Here is a 19,071-nt window from a genome sequence, read left to right as displayed (position 1 = left end):
TAAACTGAATAATGGGAAAATCTACTTTCAATTTTCTATTTTTAAGGTGGAAGAATATAAATTATTTAAAATGACGAAATATATTGGGTATTTATTTTTGCTCATTATTCTGTTAATGCAAGGTTGTAGTGCGCAATCTCAATTAGTGGAAGACGAGCTGGAGACAATAACTATAGAAAACCTAAAGTATTATCTCTACTATCCCAAAGACTATGATGTTTCCAGACAAGAAAAATTTCCACTGCTTTTGTTTTTACATGGAGGGGGTGAAGCAGGTGGAACATTATCGGACTTAAATACAGGTGGTCCTCCAAAACTTATAGAAGAAGGAATGGAGTTTCCTTTTTTAGTTCTTGCACCTCAAAACCCACACAGGAAACAATGGTGGAACACGAGAGCTATTATTCAGTTGTTAGATAGGGTCATAGCAACCAATAATGTTGATATGGACAGAATTTATTTAACGGGATTAAGCAGGGGAGGTGCTGCCGCCTGGGAGTTGGCAGTACAACACCCTAAAAAGTTTGCAGCCATGGCAGTTGTATGTGGTATGGCACCCTTACCTTATGCTTCTTGGATAGATAAAGAACTTGCCATTTGGGTTTTTCATGGCGAAGAAGATAAGTCCATTCCTATTTCAGAATCAGAAACCATGGTAGAAAAACTACTTCTAATGGGATATGATGTAAAATTTACCAGATATGGGAATGTTGGTCATAATGCATGGGACAAAGCCTATACAACACCGGAGTTGTATGATTGGTTTATTAAGCAAAAAAGAAAGCCTTAATTACCATAGACATTTATAGAATTTTCCTTATTTTTCAGTCTAACTAACATAATAATCAATCATGCAAAAAAATATTTTTTATGCATCTATTGTTCTTGTTTTCTTGGCAATGTCATGCAAGGAGCCTGCTCCACCTATGACCGATGAATTCAGTGAAGAAATTAGATTGAACCAAATAGGATATTATCCAAATGCCCATAAAATAGCGACCATTGTAAATGCAGAAGAGGGTATTTTTCTTGTTGTAAAAGATTCTATTGATGTTGTTTTTACTGGTGCTCTTTCTGAAAACAAAAACTGGGAATTGGCTGGTGAGCATTTGAGAACAGCTGATTTTAGTGAAATCATGAAAGAAGGTAATTACAATATTTATGTTCCTGGAAAAGGATACTCCTATCCTTTTGAAATAAAACCAAATATTTACAAGGAAGCCTTTTTGGGTTCAATCAAAGGATTGTATTACCAAAGGGCAGGAATGGCTTTAGAGGAAAAATATGCAGGTAAGTGGCACAGACCAGCAGGTCATCCAGATGACAGTGTTTTGTATCACCGATCTAGTAAAATTTCAAGAGAGATTGTGAATTCTCCAAAGGGATGGTATGATGCTGGCGATTATAATAAGTATATTGTAAATGCCACTTTTCCCTTAGGGCAATTCTTTTTATTGCATCAGCAATATCCAGATATTGTAAAGGATGGCGCATTGAATATCCCTGAAAGTAATAATGGTGTTAGTGATTATTTGGATGAGTTAAAGTACGAAATGGATTGGGCACTTACAATGCAGGATGATGATGGAGGCTTGTACCACAAATTAACAACCTTGAATTTTGAGGGCATGGTAATGCCGCATTTAGCAACCGCCCAAAGGTATATTGTTGGTAAGGGTACGGCTGCAACTTTGGATTTTGCAGGTTGTGCGGCACAAGCTTACAGGGTTTTTGATGCTATAGACAAAGCTTATGCCCATAAATGTTTAGAAGCCGCTAAAATGGCCTATGCATGGGCTCAGGACAATCCAAATGTTGCATTTGTAAATCCCCCAGACGTAAGTACTGGACAGTATGGGGATAGAGATTTTAAGGATGAATTTTTCTGGGCAAATGCTGAACTTTTTATTTCTACCCAAGATCAAAAGTATCTAAACAATTTGGATGATGCTACCAGTTTTAAGTTTAGGCCCGGTGATAATTGGACTGCTTTTATGCGCTATACCGGTGTTTTTTCGCTTTTGGACAACAAGGAAATAATTCCTGAAAGTTTATACAACAACCTTAGGACAGGAGTACTAAGATTGGCAGATGAATTGGTGGCTAGAGGTAATAATACCGATTATTTCCAACCTATTGATGACTTTCAATGGGGTTCCAATAGCGATGTCCTTAATGCGGCGCTTATTATGGCCCAAGGCTATCGTTTAGAACCAAAACCTGAATATTTAAAAGGAGTCCAACAGGCAACAGATTATATTTTTGGGAACAATGCAAATGGATATAGCTACCTAACAGGGTTTGGGGACAAAACCCCTATGTTCATACACCACAGGCAAAGCGCGGGCGATGATGTGGAAGAACCTGTCCCAGGCCTACTTTCTGGTGGTCCAAATAGTAGATTACAAGATGCTTCCAGTGGTACAATATATCCAGAGAACCCTTCCCCAATGAAGAGTTGGGTGGACCAAGAGCCTAGTTATGCCAGTAATGAAATTTGCTTAAATTGGAACTCCCCATTGACATATGTTCTTGGGTTTTTAGAACGAGAATCAAATTAAAAATTAATTATGAAGGCTCAAATAAGTCTATTGTTTTGTCTGCTCTTAATGGGTTTTGCTTATGGTTTTGGCAATAACCCGAATCCTTATAAAACGAAAAAACAACGAAATGTCATTTTTATATTGACTGATGATCATAGGTATGATTATATGGGCTTTACAGGTAAAGTACCATGGTTGGAAACACCAAATATGGATAAACTTGCCAATGAAGGAGCTTATTTGCCAAATACCTTTGTTACTACATCATTGTGCTCACCAAGTAGGGCTTCCATATTAACAGGCAGGTTTTCACATAGTCATACCATTGTGGATAACCAAGCACCAGATCCTGGTAATCTTACTTATTTTCCACAATATTTACAAAAGGCAGGGTACCAGACCGGTTTTTTTGGAAAATGGCATATGGGTGATCATGGTGATGACCCACAACCTGGGTTTACTCATTGGGAAAGTTTCCCAGGACAAGGAGTTTACTATAACCCAACTCTTAACATTAATGGAAATAGGGTTGCTTATAAGGATTCAACCTACATTACAGATTTGCTTACAGAACATGCGTTGGATTGGTTGGATAAAAGGGACAAGAAAAAACCCTTTTTTATGTATTTGTCCCATAAGGCAGTACATGCTGGTTTTCAGCCCGCTAGAAGACATAAAGGAAAATACAAGGGTAAGCGCATAGATTTACCATCCACGTATGATCAAACAAAGACCGGGGAATATAGGAATTTAAAATGGCCACAATGGGTAGCGGACCAGAGAACCAGTTGGCATGGTGTGGATTATATGTATCATGAAAATAGGGACTTGCATGAAATGGTGGTCGATTATTGTGAAACACTTCTTGGGGTAGACGAAAGTGTCGGTTCCGTTATGAAATATCTTAAAGAAGAGGGATTGGAAGAATCTACCTTGGTTATCTATATGGGAGATAATGGATTTAGTTGGGGAGAACATGGCTTAATAGATAAAAGGCATTTCTATGAAGAATCAGTTAAAGTGCCTTTGTTGGTAAAATGCCCAGAGCTTTTTGAAGGAGGTAAAAAACCATTGCAAATGGTACAGAATATAGATATTGCACCTACCATTTTGGCAGAAGCTGGAGTAAAACAACCAGAAAATATGCCAGGAGTTTCTTTTATTCCAATCTTAACAGGAGATGAAAAAACCAAGGCCAGGGAGGAGGTTTTCTATGAATATTACTGGGAATATGATTTTCCTATGACACCAACCGTTTTTGGAATGCGAACAGATAATTACAAGTACATAAAATACCATGGAATATGGGATAGGAATGAGTTGTATGATCTAAAAAATGACCCTGAAGAAATGTATAATTTAATCGCCGACCCTGATAAACAGGAAATTGCTAAATCCATGTCAGAAGCTATTTATACATGGTTAGAGGAAACCAATGGAATGAACATTCCATTAAAACGAACAGTAAAATACCGTTTTGGAGATTACAAGCACAAGAATGAATATTAAAATAAAATTTTACATAGCCACAATTTTTCTAGTGATATTGTCTTCATGCAAGATTAAGGAAACACAACATTTGTTTACAGCCGATACTACTACTTTTCATTACTCAGGTAGAGTGAATTTGCTGGATAGTAAAGAAGCCCTCTTGATTGGAGCGGCATCTTCCATTAAAACGGAAGTGGTAGGTGATTCTTTGGAAGTATATGTTCGTGGGGATTATGCCCATAATTTTGTGACCCTAGTAGCTGATGGGGAGCATTTAGGTCGATTTAAAATAGATACAACCGCAAATTTTTCGCTTCCTGTAAAGTTTAAAAATCAGGATACTGTTCATGAAATAGAAATAGTTAAAGCTACTGAAGCATCCAGCGGGCCTATTATTTTTAGTGGTATAAAGGCAGAACGTGTACAAGATGTATCCCAAACCAATAACAAGAAAATTGAATTTATTGGAGATTCCATTACTTGCGGCGCTGCTATGGATGACGAATTCAGTCCTTGTAATGAGGGGGATTACCATGACCACCATAATGCTTATTTAAGTTATGGGCCAACCATTGCCAGAAACTTGAACACAGATTATATGTTGAGCAGTATTTCTGGTTGGGGCATTTATAGAGGTTGGAATTCCGAAGAGGAGGCCAATCATACCATTCCATCAGTATACGAAAATACATATCTCAATGGGGAAGGCTCAAAACCTTGGGATTTTAGTTCCTATGTGCCCGATGTGGTTACTATTTGCTTGGGCACCAATGACCTTTCCCATGGAGATGGTGTACATAAAAGAACTCCTTTTGATAGTGATTTGTTTGTTGAACGATATATTAAATTTATTGAAACTGTTTATGGTCATTACCCTAGGACCCAAATAGGATTATTATCTAGTCCAATGGTTTCTGGAGAGGATAATATCATGTTCTTGGAATGTTTGGATAGAGTAGTAGCCCATTTTAACAACCAAAATATTGAGAAGCCTATTCAGCTTTTCAAGTATGATAAATTATATGTAAACGGGTGTTCTTATCACCCTGGAATTAATGATCATAAAGAAATGGCTGAAGTCTTAGCACCTTTCTATCAAAACTTACTGGAATCATCTGACTAACATCAAAATTATTAACATGAAATTTAAATATGCATTCTTTTTATTGGCCTGTATACTATCTATTAATGTTGTATCAGCTAGGGTTGTGCTTCCAAGAATATTTTCGAATGATATGGTGCTTCAGAGAAACTCTGATGTTTTGCTATGGGGATGGGGAAATGTTTCTGAAGAAATTACAATTGTTACAAGTTGGGACGGAAAAGAATACAAAGCTAAAGGTACCACGGATGCCAAATGGAAGGTTGAGGTTACAACACCTGAAGCAGGTGGTCCATATACCATTAGTTTTAAAGGATGGGGAAATGAAATTGTATTAAATAATGTATTAATTGGAGAGGTATGGCTGGCTTCTGGACAATCAAATATGGAATGGAGCGCCAATAGTGGTATTGTTCATATGGACGAGGTTGACAAAGCTGATTATCCAAATATTCGTCTGTTTACGGTGGATAGAAGAACAGCAGCCTATCCACAAGATGACCTATCTGGTTCTTGGAAAATTTGTACTCCTGAAAGTATGAAGCATTTTAGTGCTGTTGCTTATTTTTTTGCAAAGAGGTTATACGGGGAATTAGATATCCCTATTGGGGTAATAAATTCTTCATGGGGAGCCTCCTCTGCTGAGGTCTGGACTCCAAAATCGGTATTTGATATAAATGAAACCCTAAAAGAATCGGCTAAAAAGATTGAGGCGAATCAGTGGGTTTCTAATAAAACATCAGAATTGTTCAATGCCATGATTTCCCCTATTACTTCATATAAAATTGCAGGGGCATTATGGTATCAAGGTGAAAGCAATACTGCAAATCACGAAATTTATACAGAGTTGTTTACATCTATGATAACTTCTTGGAGGGAACAATGGGGGTATAGTTTTCCATTCTATTTTGTTCAAATTGCACCTTTTAATTATGGTGAACCAGAACAAGGTGTAAAAGTGAGAGATGCACAACGTAGAACATTGGCCCTAAAAAATACCGGAATGGTGGTAGTTAGTGATATTTGTACGGTTGATGATATTCACCCAAGAAACAAATTGGATGTTGGGAATAGGCTGGCCAATATAGCTTTAAAAGACCATTATGAAACATTGGAAGTTGAAGTACATAGTCCACTTTTTAAAGAATTAATTATTGAAGGTAAAAAGGCAACTGTTATTTTTGACCACTCCAAGGGTTTATATGCCAAAGGTAAAAAAGTCACTCATTTTGAAATTGCTGGTGATAAGGACCAATTTTATCCTGCAAAAGCAATTATAAAAAACGATAGGGTGATTGTTTCATCTAAAGAAGTAAAAGAACCAAAAAAGGTTCGTTTTGCATGGAACAATAGAGCTTTGCCCAATCTTTTTAACGAAGCAAATTTACCTGCATCCAGTTTTATTAGCGATTAAGCTTCAAATTTTATATAACACTTTTTGTAGCTAATTGTGGTATTTTAGCTATCTGTTTTATTTACACTATGATTAAGGATATTTATATAAAAGTGTTTGTGCTTGTTCTTTTGGTTTTTACTGCATGCAAAGAAAAAGCACAAAATATTGAGGAAGAAAAGCATAAATTCACCAATGAGCTTATCAGTGAAACTAGCCCATATTTATTACAACATGCTCATAACCCTGTAAACTGGAGGGCATGGAGTCAAGAGGCATTGGATCAAGCGGAGAAGGAAAACAAACTTGTACTTATTAGTGTTGGTTATTCTTCATGTCACTGGTGCCATGTAATGGAGGAAGAGACTTTTGAAGATGAGGAAGTTGCCAAGATGATGAATGAAAATTTCATCAATATTAAGGTGGATAGAGAGGAGCGTCCAGATGTGGACAATGTGTATATGACAGCTGTGCAGCTTATGACCGGTGGCGGGGGATGGCCCTTAAATGTAATTGCCCTACCAAATGGAAAACCAATTTATGGTAACACCTATCATACTAAACAACAGTGGACAGATGTTCTTACTAGAATAAGTGATCTGTATAAAACGGATCCAGATAAAGCCCATAAAGTTGCCAATAGCATTGCGGAGGGGGTTCAGAATGTAAATATAGTGGATCCATCTTCTGACCATGAAGGCCTTACTGAGAATGTTGTTACAGAAAGTATTAGAAAATGGAAGCCAAAGTGGGATCACGAGTGGGGAGGAAACTTAGGGTCTCAGAAGTTTCCAAAACCTGTTAGTTTAAGTTTTTTATTGGATTATAGTATTTTAACAGGAGATGAATCTGCCAAGAAGCACGTGAAAAACACTTTAGATAAAATTGCCATTGGAGGGATGTATGATCATTTAGCAGGTGGTTTTTATAGATACAGCGTGGACAATGAATGGAGGGTGCCTCATTTTGAAAAAATGTTGTACGACAATGCCCAATTATTGAGCTTGTACTCAAAAGCTTACATGGTTTATAAAGAGCCGGAGTATAAATATGTTGTTGAAGAAACAATAGCCTTTTTGAATAGGGAAATGAAAAATGCCGATGGTGCCTATTATGCTACTTTGGATGCAGATAGCGATGGGGAAGAGGGTAAATTTTATGTTTGGAAAGAAGATGAGCTTAAAACTATTCTAAAAGACGATTTTGAGTTGTTTGCTAACTATTTTGGGGTAGAAGGGCAAAATGTATGGGAGAATGGAAATTTTGTACTTAGAAAGGATATTTTGGATAGTGTTTTTTGTGAAAAGCAGAATATAGAATTAGCTGCTTTTGAAACAAAGAAAAAAAAATGGAAAAATTTATTGCTTGCCAAAAGAGCAAATAGAGTACGCCCTGGAGTGGATGACAAAATCATTACTTCATGGAATGCACTTTTAATCAATGGATTTGTGGATGCTTATAAGGCTTTTGGGAAAGATATTTATTTAGAAAATGCTGTTTCCACTTTCAATTATATAAAAAAGAATAGTTATAACGATAATCAATTGCAGCACTCTTACAAAGAGGGAGGGAAACGAACTATAGGCTTTTTGGAGGACTATACTTTTTTAGCAAATGCCGCTTTAAACTTGTACGGGACTACCTTGGATAATAACTATCTTAAATTTGCACAAAAACTTACAAGTATTGTAGAAGCAGATTTTAAAGATGAAACTTCTGGTATGTATAGATACAATAAGGAGAAAAGTCTAATTGCAACACTTATTAGAACAGATGATGGCGATATACCCTCTGCAAACGCCATGATGGCGCATAATTTGTTCAATCTTGGTCATATAAATTATGATGTTAGATTTTTGGATAAGGCAAAAAACATGCTTAGTTCAATGAAACCGTTATTGATTGAGTATGCAGATAGTTATGCTAAATGGGATGCCCTGTTATTAAATATTGGATATCCTTTCTATGAGATTGCGGTGGTAGGAGAAAACGCAAATACATTGATGACCGAACTGAATGGAAGATTTATTCCAAATACGTTAACCGTCGGAAGCACAACTAAGAGTGATTTGCCACTATTTAAGAATAGATATGAAGAAAATGAAACATATATATACGTTTGTAGAAACAATGCCTGTAAACTCCCCGTTACCAATGTGGAGACAGCAATAGAGCAAATCAATAACTTCTAGCTAAAATTGCATTTTTCTCGTTTCCTTACCCAATCCATCATAAAAGCTGATTTCTTTTATATTATCTGTTATTGTTACAAAACGGCTTGATTGGGATTGAAAAGTATTTCCCCAATAGTATTCCTGAATACTTTGGGCGTCATTTTTAAACAAAATTTTACATATTATTTCATTCCTTTCTAGGGGAACTATGGTCTTTTCTGATGTTTCTCTTTCAAAGACTTTTAGTGCATCATTGTTTTGTGATGCCACCAAAAGGGACTTTTCATTGTTAATATTTATTGAAACAAGGCTTTTAGCATCTCCAGGAACATAAAAATGTGTTTCTTTAAGAGGAACTGAAGTAAAATCTCCATTTCCTTTGTTTTTTAGAACTAACCCTACAAATGAATCCGCCCTTCCTTGTTGTACTTCAATTCCAAAATCATTACCAATAAGAACAATATCCATTAGGCTATCATTATCATAATCCATGGTTTGTATTCCATATACAGGAGCTATTTGAGCTTCAATGGGCAATTCATGGATGTCAAATTTTCCATTTCCCAAGTTTTCTATCCAAGAAGATTTCATCCAATTGGTTGTAAACTCCATAGCATCGTCCATAATACCGTCAGAAAATAGTTCTTGTGTGGTTGCCTCACCAAATGCACCAAAAGAATTGTAGTTTTTTCTTATACCAACAAACTGTTTTACCACATCTTGCCATGGGTGATACAAATATTCCTTTTTTACGCCAACACTATCTCGTAGATAATATGAAATAAAGGGGTCAATCATACCATTCTGATCTACGTCTTTTGCATAAAGTTTTAAAGGTTCTTCTTTTGTTCCATTAAAATAAAGGTTTTCCCCATAATTTCCAGCAATATAGTCCATGTCACCATCATTGTCCATATCTGCTGAGGCAAGGCTGGTCCACCACCCTAGATTATCCGAGAGACCTGTTTCGTCTGTGATTTCTACAAGTTTTCCTTTTTTGTTTTCAAAAACACGTATCGGCATCCATTCTCCAGCTAAAATCAGATCAGGCCACATATCATTATTAAAATCGGTCCAAATCGCATCACTTATCATGCCTGGATTAGATAATTCTGATGAAACTTCATGGGTTGCATCAATGAACTTGATAGAATTTGCAGTACTTTCATTTCTTAGTATATAAGAGCGATCTGCAACTGGATAGGACATAGGTTTAACCCTACTCCCAATAAATAAATCCAAATCTCCATCTTTGTCATAATCTGCCGCTTTAACGCAAGAACCGTTGGAACGGATTTGTGGAATACCCATGCTTTTGGAAAATACTCCTTTTCCATCATTAATCATTAAAACATCTTCATAAAACTCATGACCCTCCTTATATTGGGCAGAACCACGTACAATATATAAATCCAAATCCCCATCATTGTCCGCATCAAATAATAAAGTACCGGCATCTTCTTCCTCTAAACCAGGGCTTGTTTTGTAAACTACTTCATTTTGATCAAATAAGCCATTGGGTTGCTGTATGAACCATCTTTCCTTAAATCCTCTGCTAGCTCCTGCTAACATGTCATCTAGACCATCATTGTTTACATCACCTACCGATATGGATGGACCATATTGCGAGAATTTATGCGGGAGAGTACGTTGAAAATTAAAATCTATAAAATCTGCATCACAATCATTGTATGCCAAATTATAGGCATTGGAGTTTTCCTTAAAAATGGGTGCTCTTTTTGTTTTTATTCCTTTGTCATTAATTAACATATTTGGATTGTACTCTATTCCAACAACTTGATTAACAACGGTGTTTCCAATTTTTTGAATTTTTCCACCTGGCCATATTATTTTTATGGAATCAACGGAAGAGTTTGTTCCCAATCCAAAATGTAATGTGCTCTCTGGTTTGGATAAATAACCTCGACCTGATATTAGGGAATGCTTCAATTTTATGCTGTCTACATAAACTTCCACAACAGCCCCAAAAGCATCGGGGTTTTTAGAATCTCCTTTTAGTTTAATTCTTAGATAATTATTTTCTTTTGATAAATTTGACGCCCTATTTTCCATTAAGGTAGATGGGTCATTGATATTGTTAAAAATCAAATCAAGATCACCATCATTGTCTAAATCCCCATAAGCCGCACCATTTGAAAAAGTTGCGAAATTAAGGCCCCATTTTGTGGTCATATCCTCAAAAGTGAGGTTGCTATTGTTTTTAAAAACAAAGTTTGGTGATTTTACGGCTGGTATGGCAGCCAATAACTTTTCTTTGCTTACTAACCTGCTTGCAGTAGACCTAAAATCACCAAAATCCCTGTCTGTCACGTCTTTGGGAAAACCATTTACTACCAAAAGATCTCGCCATGAATCATTGTTGAAATCGGCAAATAGGGGAGCCCAGCTCCAATCTGTTTCTTGAACGCCAGAGTACATACCTAAATCAGCATAAATTGGTAATCCAGATTCCGGATTGTATCCTAAATTTATTTGTAAAGTGTTTCTGGTGTATTGATATTCATAGTCATACCTCCGTGTCAACACTTCTCGTTGATAGCTACTTGGGCCTTGGAAAAGTTTTTTTCTTTTATTGTAATAGGGCTGCATTTCTGATGTGAAAAGATCAAACGCGCCATCGTTGTTTATATCTGCAATGTCACTTCCCATGGAAGATAAGCTAAAGTGCTTAAATATTTCACCAGCCTTGTTGGTGAATGTCCCATTCTTGTTATTCATATATACCAAATCACTTGTTAAGTAATCATTGGCAACATAAATATCTAAAAAGCCATCTTCATTAAAATCATTTATCAAGGTACTATGGCTAAACCCATTGTATCTTATTCCCGCATCTAGAGTTACATCTTTAAATACCGGATGTCCTAAACTTTCGTCCCAAGTGTTTTGTAGCAATATATCTCTACTCATTGCCATTTTGGCATCACTTAAGGGCCTAAATTGACTTGGATTGATTCCTTCAATTCTATTTACACCGATAAATAGGTCTAAATCACCATCGTTGTCATAATCAAAGAATTGTGCATGTGATGAATGGCTATTATTGTCGACACCATAAGCTTTCGACATCTCTTTAAATATGGGAATGTTATTTTCGTTGTTTCCTAGGTTTATGTACAACAAATTTCTACGGTTTGCTGGACTTTTGTGTAAGGTATTGCATACATAAACATCCAGTTTCCCATCTAAATTTATGTCTACAATAGAGACTCCGGAAGACCAATATAAAGGGTTTGTTTTTCCTATTTTGGAGACAGAAGAAACATCTTTAAATTTTAAACCTCCCTTATTAATAAATAGTTTATTGTCCACTTGGTTTCCCGTGAAGAAAACATCATCCAACCCATCATTGTTTAAGTCACCCAGCGCAACGCCCGCACCATTGTATACAAACTCATTGTCCAATATGTTCAAGGTGTCATTTTCCTTTAATTGGTTAGTAAAAGCAAGTCCAGACTCTGATGTATCAATTTTTTTAAATAAGGTTTTTTCATTTTTACAACTTAAAACAATAAGTGAAAATAGAATACTATAAAAAAAAGTTTTGAAATACTTCATTAGATGTTTAATTGGTAGGGTATATACAAATATGGTAGTTGGTACATAAACAGACAAGTAAAAAGGCCACTTTTACAAGTGGCCTTTTGTTAAAAAGATTAAGAAAAACTTAATTTCTTAGTATCCAGCATTCTGTGGTAATATATCTGGTCCTTGAATGTCTATTTGTGCTTGTGGAATAGGATATAACTCACTTTTGCCCGCAGTAAAACTGGCGCCTGCAAACTTAGTTTGCAAGAATTGAGCTTCATACTGTAAGTATGCATTTAATTCCGTGGCAGCAACACCCCATCTTACTAAATCAAAGAAACGGTGACCTTCACCAGATAACTCTAATTTTCTTTCCATACGTACTGCTGTTCTTGCAGATGCTTGATCAGCAAATTGGGAAGCAGGGTATTCAGAAATAACATAGTTCGCCGCATCTGGAGCAGCAGGGTTTCCAAATTCAGTTTTTACCCAGTAATCAGAATTTGCAGCTCTTGCTCTTACTCTATTTACATATCCCATAGCAGTTGGTAATGAACCAGCTTCAATTTCTGCTTCGGCAGCCATTAAAAGGACATCAGCAAACCTTATGATAGTATAGTTCATAGTTGCATAACCACGCGTCCATGAGCTACCATCTGTAAAGCTATTTTCCTGAGATTTGTAATAAATGTACTTCTTAGGAGAATAAGGACCAGCGTAAGGCTGACTTCTTATCCAAGCTTTACCTGGGTGAGGAATCCAATCCAAGTAAGGAATACCTCTTCTACCTACAGAATGATCAATACGTGGATCTAAATTACCAGCATCTGGAGTAAAAGCATCTGCACTTTCAAGACCAAAATCATTTTCCAATGCATTGGCAGGATCATTATATGAACCATCTAACAATGGTAGGCCAGTTGCATCTGTTCTAAAAGAATTTGCCATTGAAAAACTTGGTTGAAAAAATCCGCAGCAGTTACCTGGACCATCTGCCCCAGTATTATAGGGGTAGTTCAAATCATCAAACCAGTTTGCATTTTGTGTACTACCAGAATTGTTGGCAGACTCCACATCCATCACGGCTTCTGCATGATTGTCATTTTCAGCATTATAGATTTGTGCGTAATCATCCAATAAGTCATATGCCAATCCGTTGGTGGTAACTCCATTGTTAATTACATCAGTAAAGATTGGAATAGCGGCTCCAAATTTACCTTGAAACAATAATGCTTTAGCTAAATAAGCTTTTGCCGCCCAACTGTTAACACGGCCAGCGTCGCTCATGGTCGCTGGAAGGTTGTCAGCTGCAAATTGGAAATCAGCCTCAATTTGTGCCCAAGCACTAGATCTTGGAACTTCAACTATTTCTACAGCAGAAAGAGTTTCGTCAAAAACAGGAACATCTCCAAAATGTTTGGTCAAATCAAAATAGAAATGCCCTCTCAACATTCTAGCTTGTCCAGCTAATATGGCTGCATCGCTGGTTGAAAGTTCCTCAGAAGCAGCTATTGCGGCTAAAACGGCATTTGCTCTTGATACTCCTTCGAAACGGGCTTGCCATAATTGATTCAAATCACCTGAAGTTGCTGATGTTTCGTAACGTTGGATGGGGTTGATATCCCCATAATCACCAGCATCTGTTCCTTTGTTCGCATCGCCACCCATTATAGAACCAGTAACCCAGTGGTTAGGGCCTTCAAAACGATTTCCATCTGTTCCATTGAGAGCAGCATACGTACCAATCAAAAGTCCTTCTATACCGTCTTTGGTACCCACTTGGGCATCAGCCAATGAACCAGTAGGAAGAACTTCCAAAAACTCATCGCTACATGAAACACCTACCATTAAGGTAGCCATTAAAGCGACTGTCATTTTTTTGAATTTAAACAATGTTTTCATAGTTTATTTTTATATTAAAGATATCATTTTTATTTTTAAAATCATGATCAAAGTCCTAATTCTAAGTTGATTAAATAACTTGGAGTAACAGGGAAGTTACCTAAGTCTACACCAAAATTGGTATCAGGACCTGCAACACCTGGATCTAATCCACTATATTTGGTAGCAGTCCAAATGTTGTTAGCCGCTATTCCTAACTTAAAAGTAGAAAGTCCCCATTTATCCAACAAATTATTGTCAAAGCTATAGGAGAAAGCCAAACGTTGCAACCTAAGGTAATCACCGCTTTCTACATACCATGAGTTTGCAGCACCACTAGTACTTAAGTTTGCAGCACTTTCCCAAATTGGAGCAGCTGCATTATTCCCCAATTCTGGGGTCCATGACCTTTTTGCTACTTCCGATTTTGCAGAACCTTCAAAGGTGCCAAAGAAATCTGTGTACCATTTGGATTGGTTAAATACTTCGTTACCAATGGAAGCATACCATAAAGTTTCCATTTCTATATTTTTGTAACGAAGATTAAATGTTGCACCACCTGTAAAATCAGGAACTGCACTACCGATAAAGGTACGGTCATCTGGTGTAATGGCACCATCGCCATTTACATCCTCATATCTAAAACGACCTACACCCATACCTTCTTGGGCAGGTGCACTGTCCACTTCAGCCTGTGAGTTAAAGTATCCTATTACATTATATCCAAAGAATGATGAAATAGATTGTCCTACCGCATTTCTTACTGGGTTAATACCTCTTTGCCCTTGAATATCAAAGAATTCTATTCCTTCTGCCAAGGCAGTGATTTCATTCTTTAAAAAAGAACTGTTTAAGGTAAGTGTATACGTTAAATCTTCAGCAAGAGTACCTCTATTTGTGATTTGAAAATCCAAACCACTATTGCTCATACTGGCTATATTAACTGACGGTGCAGAAGCATAGTTGCCTGTTACGGCAGCAAGAGGTACTTGGTATAAAAGATCCTCTGTATCTTTTTTCCACCAATCCAATTGGACTTCCAATTTATCGCTTAGGAAAGAGGCATCAAAACCAATGTTTGTGGTTGTAGAAGTTTCCCATTTTGCATCAGGATTCCCAATACGGCTTTGGGCAAATCCTTCATTTACGCCACTGTTTTGACCAGCTACAGGATAAAATGTATTTCCCCTATCCGATGCGAACAAAGAATATTGGTTGTTGGGATCCACGTTTTCTGAGTTACCCATTTGCCCCCAACCAGCACGGAACTTAAGATCCGTTAACCAGTCAACATCTTGTAAGAAGTCCTCTTCAATGGCTCTCCATGATGCTGAAACCGCAGGGAACACACCATATCTGTTGTTGCCACCAAAACGAGAAGAACCATCTCTACGGATAACACCTCTTACATAATACTTCTCATCAAAATTGTAATCCACTTGCCCAAACAATGAGAAGAAGTTAACCCCTTTAAATTGGAAACTACTTACATTGGGACTTTGTACATTGGATAGGTTTTGAAAATCAAGATCAGTAGAGAATGGGTTTATACCATTACCTTGCATTTGTCTTCCAGCACCTGTATTTAATGATTCAACACCACCTAACAGCTTAATTTTGTGCTGCCCAAACAATTTTTCATAAGTGGCTGTATTGGTCCAAGTCCATTGGAAAGCATATCCGCTCCCTTCTTGAAAGTTATCACTTGCTTGAGGTTCAGAATCACCAAAATACTTAAACCCATAGTTCACAAAATGGTAATTACTATAACCAGCACCAATACTGGTTTTCAAGGTTAAGCCTTCAACAGGCTTTACCAAAGCATATAAATTTCCAAATCCTCCTATTGAATAACTCTGGTCTTCACCTTGGTCTTGCAATAATCTCCTTACTGGGTTACGACCATTGTTGAAACCAGCAGCTTTAGTACTGGCAAAACTACCAAATTCGTCGTACACCGGTATAATTGTAGGCATTCTAAAAGCAGATAACACTTCTGATTCATCATCAGCGGATTCAACACCACCACCATCGCCAAAAATAGCTCTTGTGGAACGATATGTGCTTTGGAAGTTCTCACCAATGCTCAACCATGGTGTAACATCCCATTCAGAATTTACCCTGGCAGTATATCTCTGAAATTTTTGAGTAAGTACAATACCATCTTCTTCTTGGCCACTAAGACCTACATAGAAACGACCATCTTCTGTTCCTCCTTTAATACCTAAACTAACCCTTGTTATAGGCGCTATTTGAGTTATTTCTTTGTACCAATTGGTACCAGCTAAATTAGGTCTTATCAAGAAAGTATTGCCAGGATCAGCTGCATAAGCGGCTTGGACCCTTGCCAAATCTATATTGCCAACAACACCGTTTAAGTTTGTGCCATCTGCTGCTGCAGATGATGCATGGAGATAATCAGGTAATCTTGGTGTGGCATTAGATCCATATTGTGGATGCGTATACGCAACCGCGGTACCATTGGCAGCAGCATTGTTTTCATATCCAATATGTGTCCAAGTTGCCATATCTTGTGGATTTAACATATCTGTTGCCCCATTAACATTAGGATCTCTAACACCACTGGTTACATTTAATGTAAATTGTGTTTTTTGAGCATTTCTAGAACCTTGTTTTGTGCTATAAACTATAACACCGTTCGCGGCTCTTGCACCATAGATGGATGCTGCTGCTGCATCTTTTAAAACAACTGCAGATTCAATATCATCTGGACTAAGAAAGTCAATATTGGTAACAGGAACACCATCTACAATATATAAAGGTGCATTACCTCCAAAGGCATTAAAACCACGAACCCTAATTTGGGAAGTGGTACCTGGCTGTCCATTTGTTAAAACGGTAACCCCAGCAACACGTCCTTGTAATTGTTGTTCTACGTTACCAGACGGAATTGCAGCCAATTCCTCAGCTTTTACAATAGAAACGGCAGCAGTAGTTTCACGCTTTGTTTCTGTTGTATAACCCGTTACAATAACTTCTTCTAACGCAAGACCTTCTTGCAAAGTCACATTGATTACACTGTCCACCCCAACAGTCATCTCGCCAGCGGTGTAACCTGTATAGCTAAAGACAAGTACATCACCTACATTTGCTTCAATGGAATAATTTCCATCAAAATCGGCTACTGCACCAGTTGCGGTTCCTTTAATAACCACGTTAGCTCCTGGTAGAGGGACACCATCTGAGTCCGTTATTGTACCAGTAATCGTTGATTGAAGTTCGTCAACTTCAAATTTCACCAAATTTGTTTCGGAGCTTGCCAAAGCAAACTGTGTACCAAAACAAAATAACATCGACAAAAGTCCTATGCTCCAAGATGATAACATCTTGCTATAAGACTTTAACGAATAACAATCGCATTTTTGAATCATAATAAATTGGTATTAGTTAGTTTAAATAAAAAGTTAGTAATTAATTTTCAAGCTTAAATAATGTATAATAATGGGTAATTATTCAATCGTTATAGTTCGTTCTAACGTCTAAATCATATTAGTTATGAAAACAATAATTAAAGGTCATTAAATTGAACAAGTTGCTAATTTATAATATAATTTATTAATAACATATAATTTTTTTAACTTATTTTTTAGAATTCCGTATTGGTTTTTATAAATAAACAAAGTGATTAACAAGATTTATTGGTTATTTAATTTTCGCCCTAAATCATCTGATTTTCCCTTAAATTATTCATGTAGAAGGTCTCATAAATTACTTATCACTTGACTAAGAATTGGTCATTGTTTTTTAGAGGAAACTATCACTTTTGTTTTGAATTTAACTTTTTTAAGTTTTATGGTTTGTTTTTACCAGAATGACTTTTATCTAAATTTATTTTGTCAAATAATAATACTATATTCACATTTAACTGATAAATTAATAAGGTTTGAGTTTAAAATAATGTAAATAGAACGTTTTATCTTATTTAAGTTACTGTTATTCAGTTTATAAATATGTTATAGTGAATTCATTTAACATACTTTTAGTGTATACTATTTTATCATTTTTTAATCAAAAATGCTCATAACTAAAATATTCATATGGATATACTTAAGAAGATTCATAGAGAGATAACTCCGCTATCTGCCCAGGATAGTTTTCTAGTGTTCGATAGGGTCAAGGATTTTTTTGATTTTCCGGTACATTTTCATCCTGAAATTGAACTAAACTTTATTTCCAACGGAAAAGGGGTCAGAAGAATCGTAGGGGATAGTCTAGAAGAAATTGATGATTTGGAATTGGTTTTGGTGGGGCCAAGTCTTTATCATGGATGGGAGCAGCATAATTGTGTTAGCGATAAAATACATGAAATCACCGTTCAATTTCATCAGGATCTCTTTGACCAGGCTTTTTTAAGAAGAAGTATTATGAGGCCTTTGAAGGATATGTTTGCTCGGTCTTCACATGGAATATTATTTTCTAGGGCTACGATTAAAAATTTAATGCCAAGAATTATTATGGTGTCCAAACTGGATGGTATTGATTATTTCATGGAATTGCTCTCAATACTATATGATTTGTCTATTTCTAGAAACCAACGGTTATTGTCCACATCCACTATACATTTAGAGAATTTTGAAAATAGTGACAAATTAAAACTCCTATATGAATATGTTCAAAATAACTATTCTTCAAAAATTACTTTATCTGAAGTTTCTGAGTTGGTAAATATGAGCAATGTGTCCTTTAACCGGTTTATTAAAAAAAGAACAGGAAAAACATTTGTTGAATATTTAAATGATGTTAGAATTGGTTATGCCTCTAGATGGTTGATAGAAAAGGATTATAGCGTATCAGAGATTGCATTTATGTGCGGTTTTAATAGCATTGCCAATTTTAATAGGGTTTTTAGGAAGAGCAAAGGCAGAACGCCTACTAACTACAGACAGGATTTTTCAGGAATTAAAAGAGTGCTTTAGA

The 19,071-nt window shown here is 36.4% G+C and carries 10 protein-coding genes; 7 read left to right on the top strand and 3 right to left on the bottom strand.

Annotated elements, in window-relative coordinates; translation table 11 throughout:
* Positions 1–70 precede the first annotated feature (70 nt).
* The 6 genes from GGR42_RS03955 to GGR42_RS03930 all read left to right on the top strand — a co-directional run bounded on the left by GGR42_RS03955 (position 71) and on the right by GGR42_RS03930 (position 8,721).
* Entirely contained in the window at positions 71–790 is a 720-nt protein-coding gene (locus tag GGR42_RS03955) for a carboxylesterase family protein (RefSeq protein ID WP_167961080.1), read from the top strand.
* A 61-nt stretch (positions 791–851) separates the two neighbouring features.
* On the top strand, positions 852–2,561 hold the full coding sequence (locus GGR42_RS03950) for a glycoside hydrolase family 9 protein (RefSeq protein ID WP_167961078.1): 1,710 nt from the start codon (positions 852–854) through the stop codon (positions 2,559–2,561).
* 9 nt (positions 2,562–2,570) lie between these two features.
* Positions 2,571–4,052, top strand: a complete 1,482-nt coding sequence (locus GGR42_RS03945; protein ID WP_167961076.1) for a sulfatase family protein — start codon at positions 2,571–2,573, stop codon at positions 4,050–4,052.
* Positions 4,042–5,157, top strand: coding sequence for an SGNH/GDSL hydrolase family protein (locus GGR42_RS03940; RefSeq protein WP_167961074.1), 1,116 nt, complete (start codon positions 4,042–4,044; stop codon positions 5,155–5,157). Before GGR42_RS03945 ends, GGR42_RS03940 begins: the two co-directional genes overlap by 11 nt.
* Before the next feature lie 16 nt (positions 5,158–5,173).
* Complete coding sequence (locus tag GGR42_RS03935; RefSeq protein ID WP_167961072.1) at positions 5,174–6,550, top strand: sialate O-acetylesterase; 1,377 nt, start codon at positions 5,174–5,176, stop codon at positions 6,548–6,550.
* 68 nt (positions 6,551–6,618) lie between these two features.
* A complete protein-coding gene (locus tag GGR42_RS03930) occupies positions 6,619–8,721 on the top strand; it encodes a thioredoxin domain-containing protein (protein ID WP_167961070.1) in 2,103 nt (700 codons plus the stop codon).
* Here the strand turns inward: GGR42_RS03930 and GGR42_RS03925 are convergent, their stop codons facing one another.
* The 3 genes from GGR42_RS03925 to GGR42_RS03915 all read right to left on the bottom strand — a co-directional run bounded on the left by GGR42_RS03925 (position 8,722) and on the right by GGR42_RS03915 (position 17,393).
* Positions 8,722–12,282 carry a VCBS repeat-containing protein gene (locus GGR42_RS03925; protein WP_167961068.1) on the bottom strand — a complete coding sequence of 1,187 codons (3,561 nt, stop codon included), beginning with the start codon at positions 12,280–12,282 and terminating at the stop codon, positions 8,722–8,724.
* A 117-nt stretch (positions 12,283–12,399) separates the two neighbouring features.
* On the bottom strand, positions 12,400–14,154 hold the full coding sequence (locus tag GGR42_RS03920) for a RagB/SusD family nutrient uptake outer membrane protein (RefSeq protein WP_167961066.1): 1,755 nt from the start codon (positions 14,152–14,154) through the stop codon (positions 12,400–12,402).
* A gap of 47 nt (positions 14,155–14,201) precedes the next feature.
* The gene (locus tag GGR42_RS03915; RefSeq protein ID WP_317169669.1) at positions 14,202–17,393 is read right to left on the bottom strand and encodes a SusC/RagA family TonB-linked outer membrane protein; all 3,192 of its coding nucleotides are present in this window, start codon (positions 17,391–17,393) and stop codon (positions 14,202–14,204) included.
* 798 nt (positions 17,394–18,191) lie between these two features.
* On the opposite strand from GGR42_RS03915, the gene GGR42_RS03910 reads away from it, so the two are divergent.
* Positions 18,192–19,070, top strand: coding sequence for a helix-turn-helix domain-containing protein (locus GGR42_RS03910; protein WP_167961061.1), 879 nt, complete (start codon positions 18,192–18,194; stop codon positions 19,068–19,070).
* The last annotated feature ends 1 nt before the right edge of the window (position 19,071 follow it).

The sequence above is a fragment of the Saonia flava genome (assembly GCF_011927795.1).
Taxonomy (GTDB): domain Bacteria; phylum Bacteroidota; class Bacteroidia; order Flavobacteriales; family Flavobacteriaceae; genus Saonia; species Saonia flava.
The sequence above is the reverse complement of the archived record's forward strand: the minus strand, read 5'-3'. Positions and strand labels throughout refer to the sequence as shown.

Excerpts from the sequence above, each read along its gene's own strand:
- GGR42_RS03935 (WP_167961072.1), top strand. The coding sequence starts at position 5,174 with ATGAAATTTAAATATGCATTCTTTTTATTGGCCTGTATACTATCTATT.
- GGR42_RS03950 (WP_167961078.1), top strand. The coding sequence starts at position 852 with ATGCAAAAAAATATTTTTTATGCATCTATTGTTCTTGTTTTCTTGGCA.
- GGR42_RS03955 (WP_167961080.1), top strand. The coding sequence starts at position 71 with ATGACGAAATATATTGGGTATTTATTTTTGCTCATTATTCTGTTAATG.
- GGR42_RS03925 (WP_167961068.1), bottom strand. The coding sequence starts at position 12,282 with ATGAAGTATTTCAAAACTTTTTTTTATAGTATTCTATTTTCACTTATT.
- GGR42_RS03920 (WP_167961066.1), bottom strand. The coding sequence starts at position 14,154 with ATGAAAACATTGTTTAAATTCAAAAAAATGACAGTCGCTTTAATGGCT.
- GGR42_RS03940 (WP_167961074.1), top strand. The coding sequence starts at position 4,042 with ATGAATATTAAAATAAAATTTTACATAGCCACAATTTTTCTAGTGATA.
- GGR42_RS03945 (WP_167961076.1), top strand. The coding sequence starts at position 2,571 with ATGAAGGCTCAAATAAGTCTATTGTTTTGTCTGCTCTTAATGGGTTTT.
- GGR42_RS03910 (WP_167961061.1), top strand. The coding sequence starts at position 18,192 with ATGGATATACTTAAGAAGATTCATAGAGAGATAACTCCGCTATCTGCC.
- GGR42_RS03930 (WP_167961070.1), top strand. The coding sequence starts at position 6,619 with ATGATTAAGGATATTTATATAAAAGTGTTTGTGCTTGTTCTTTTGGTT.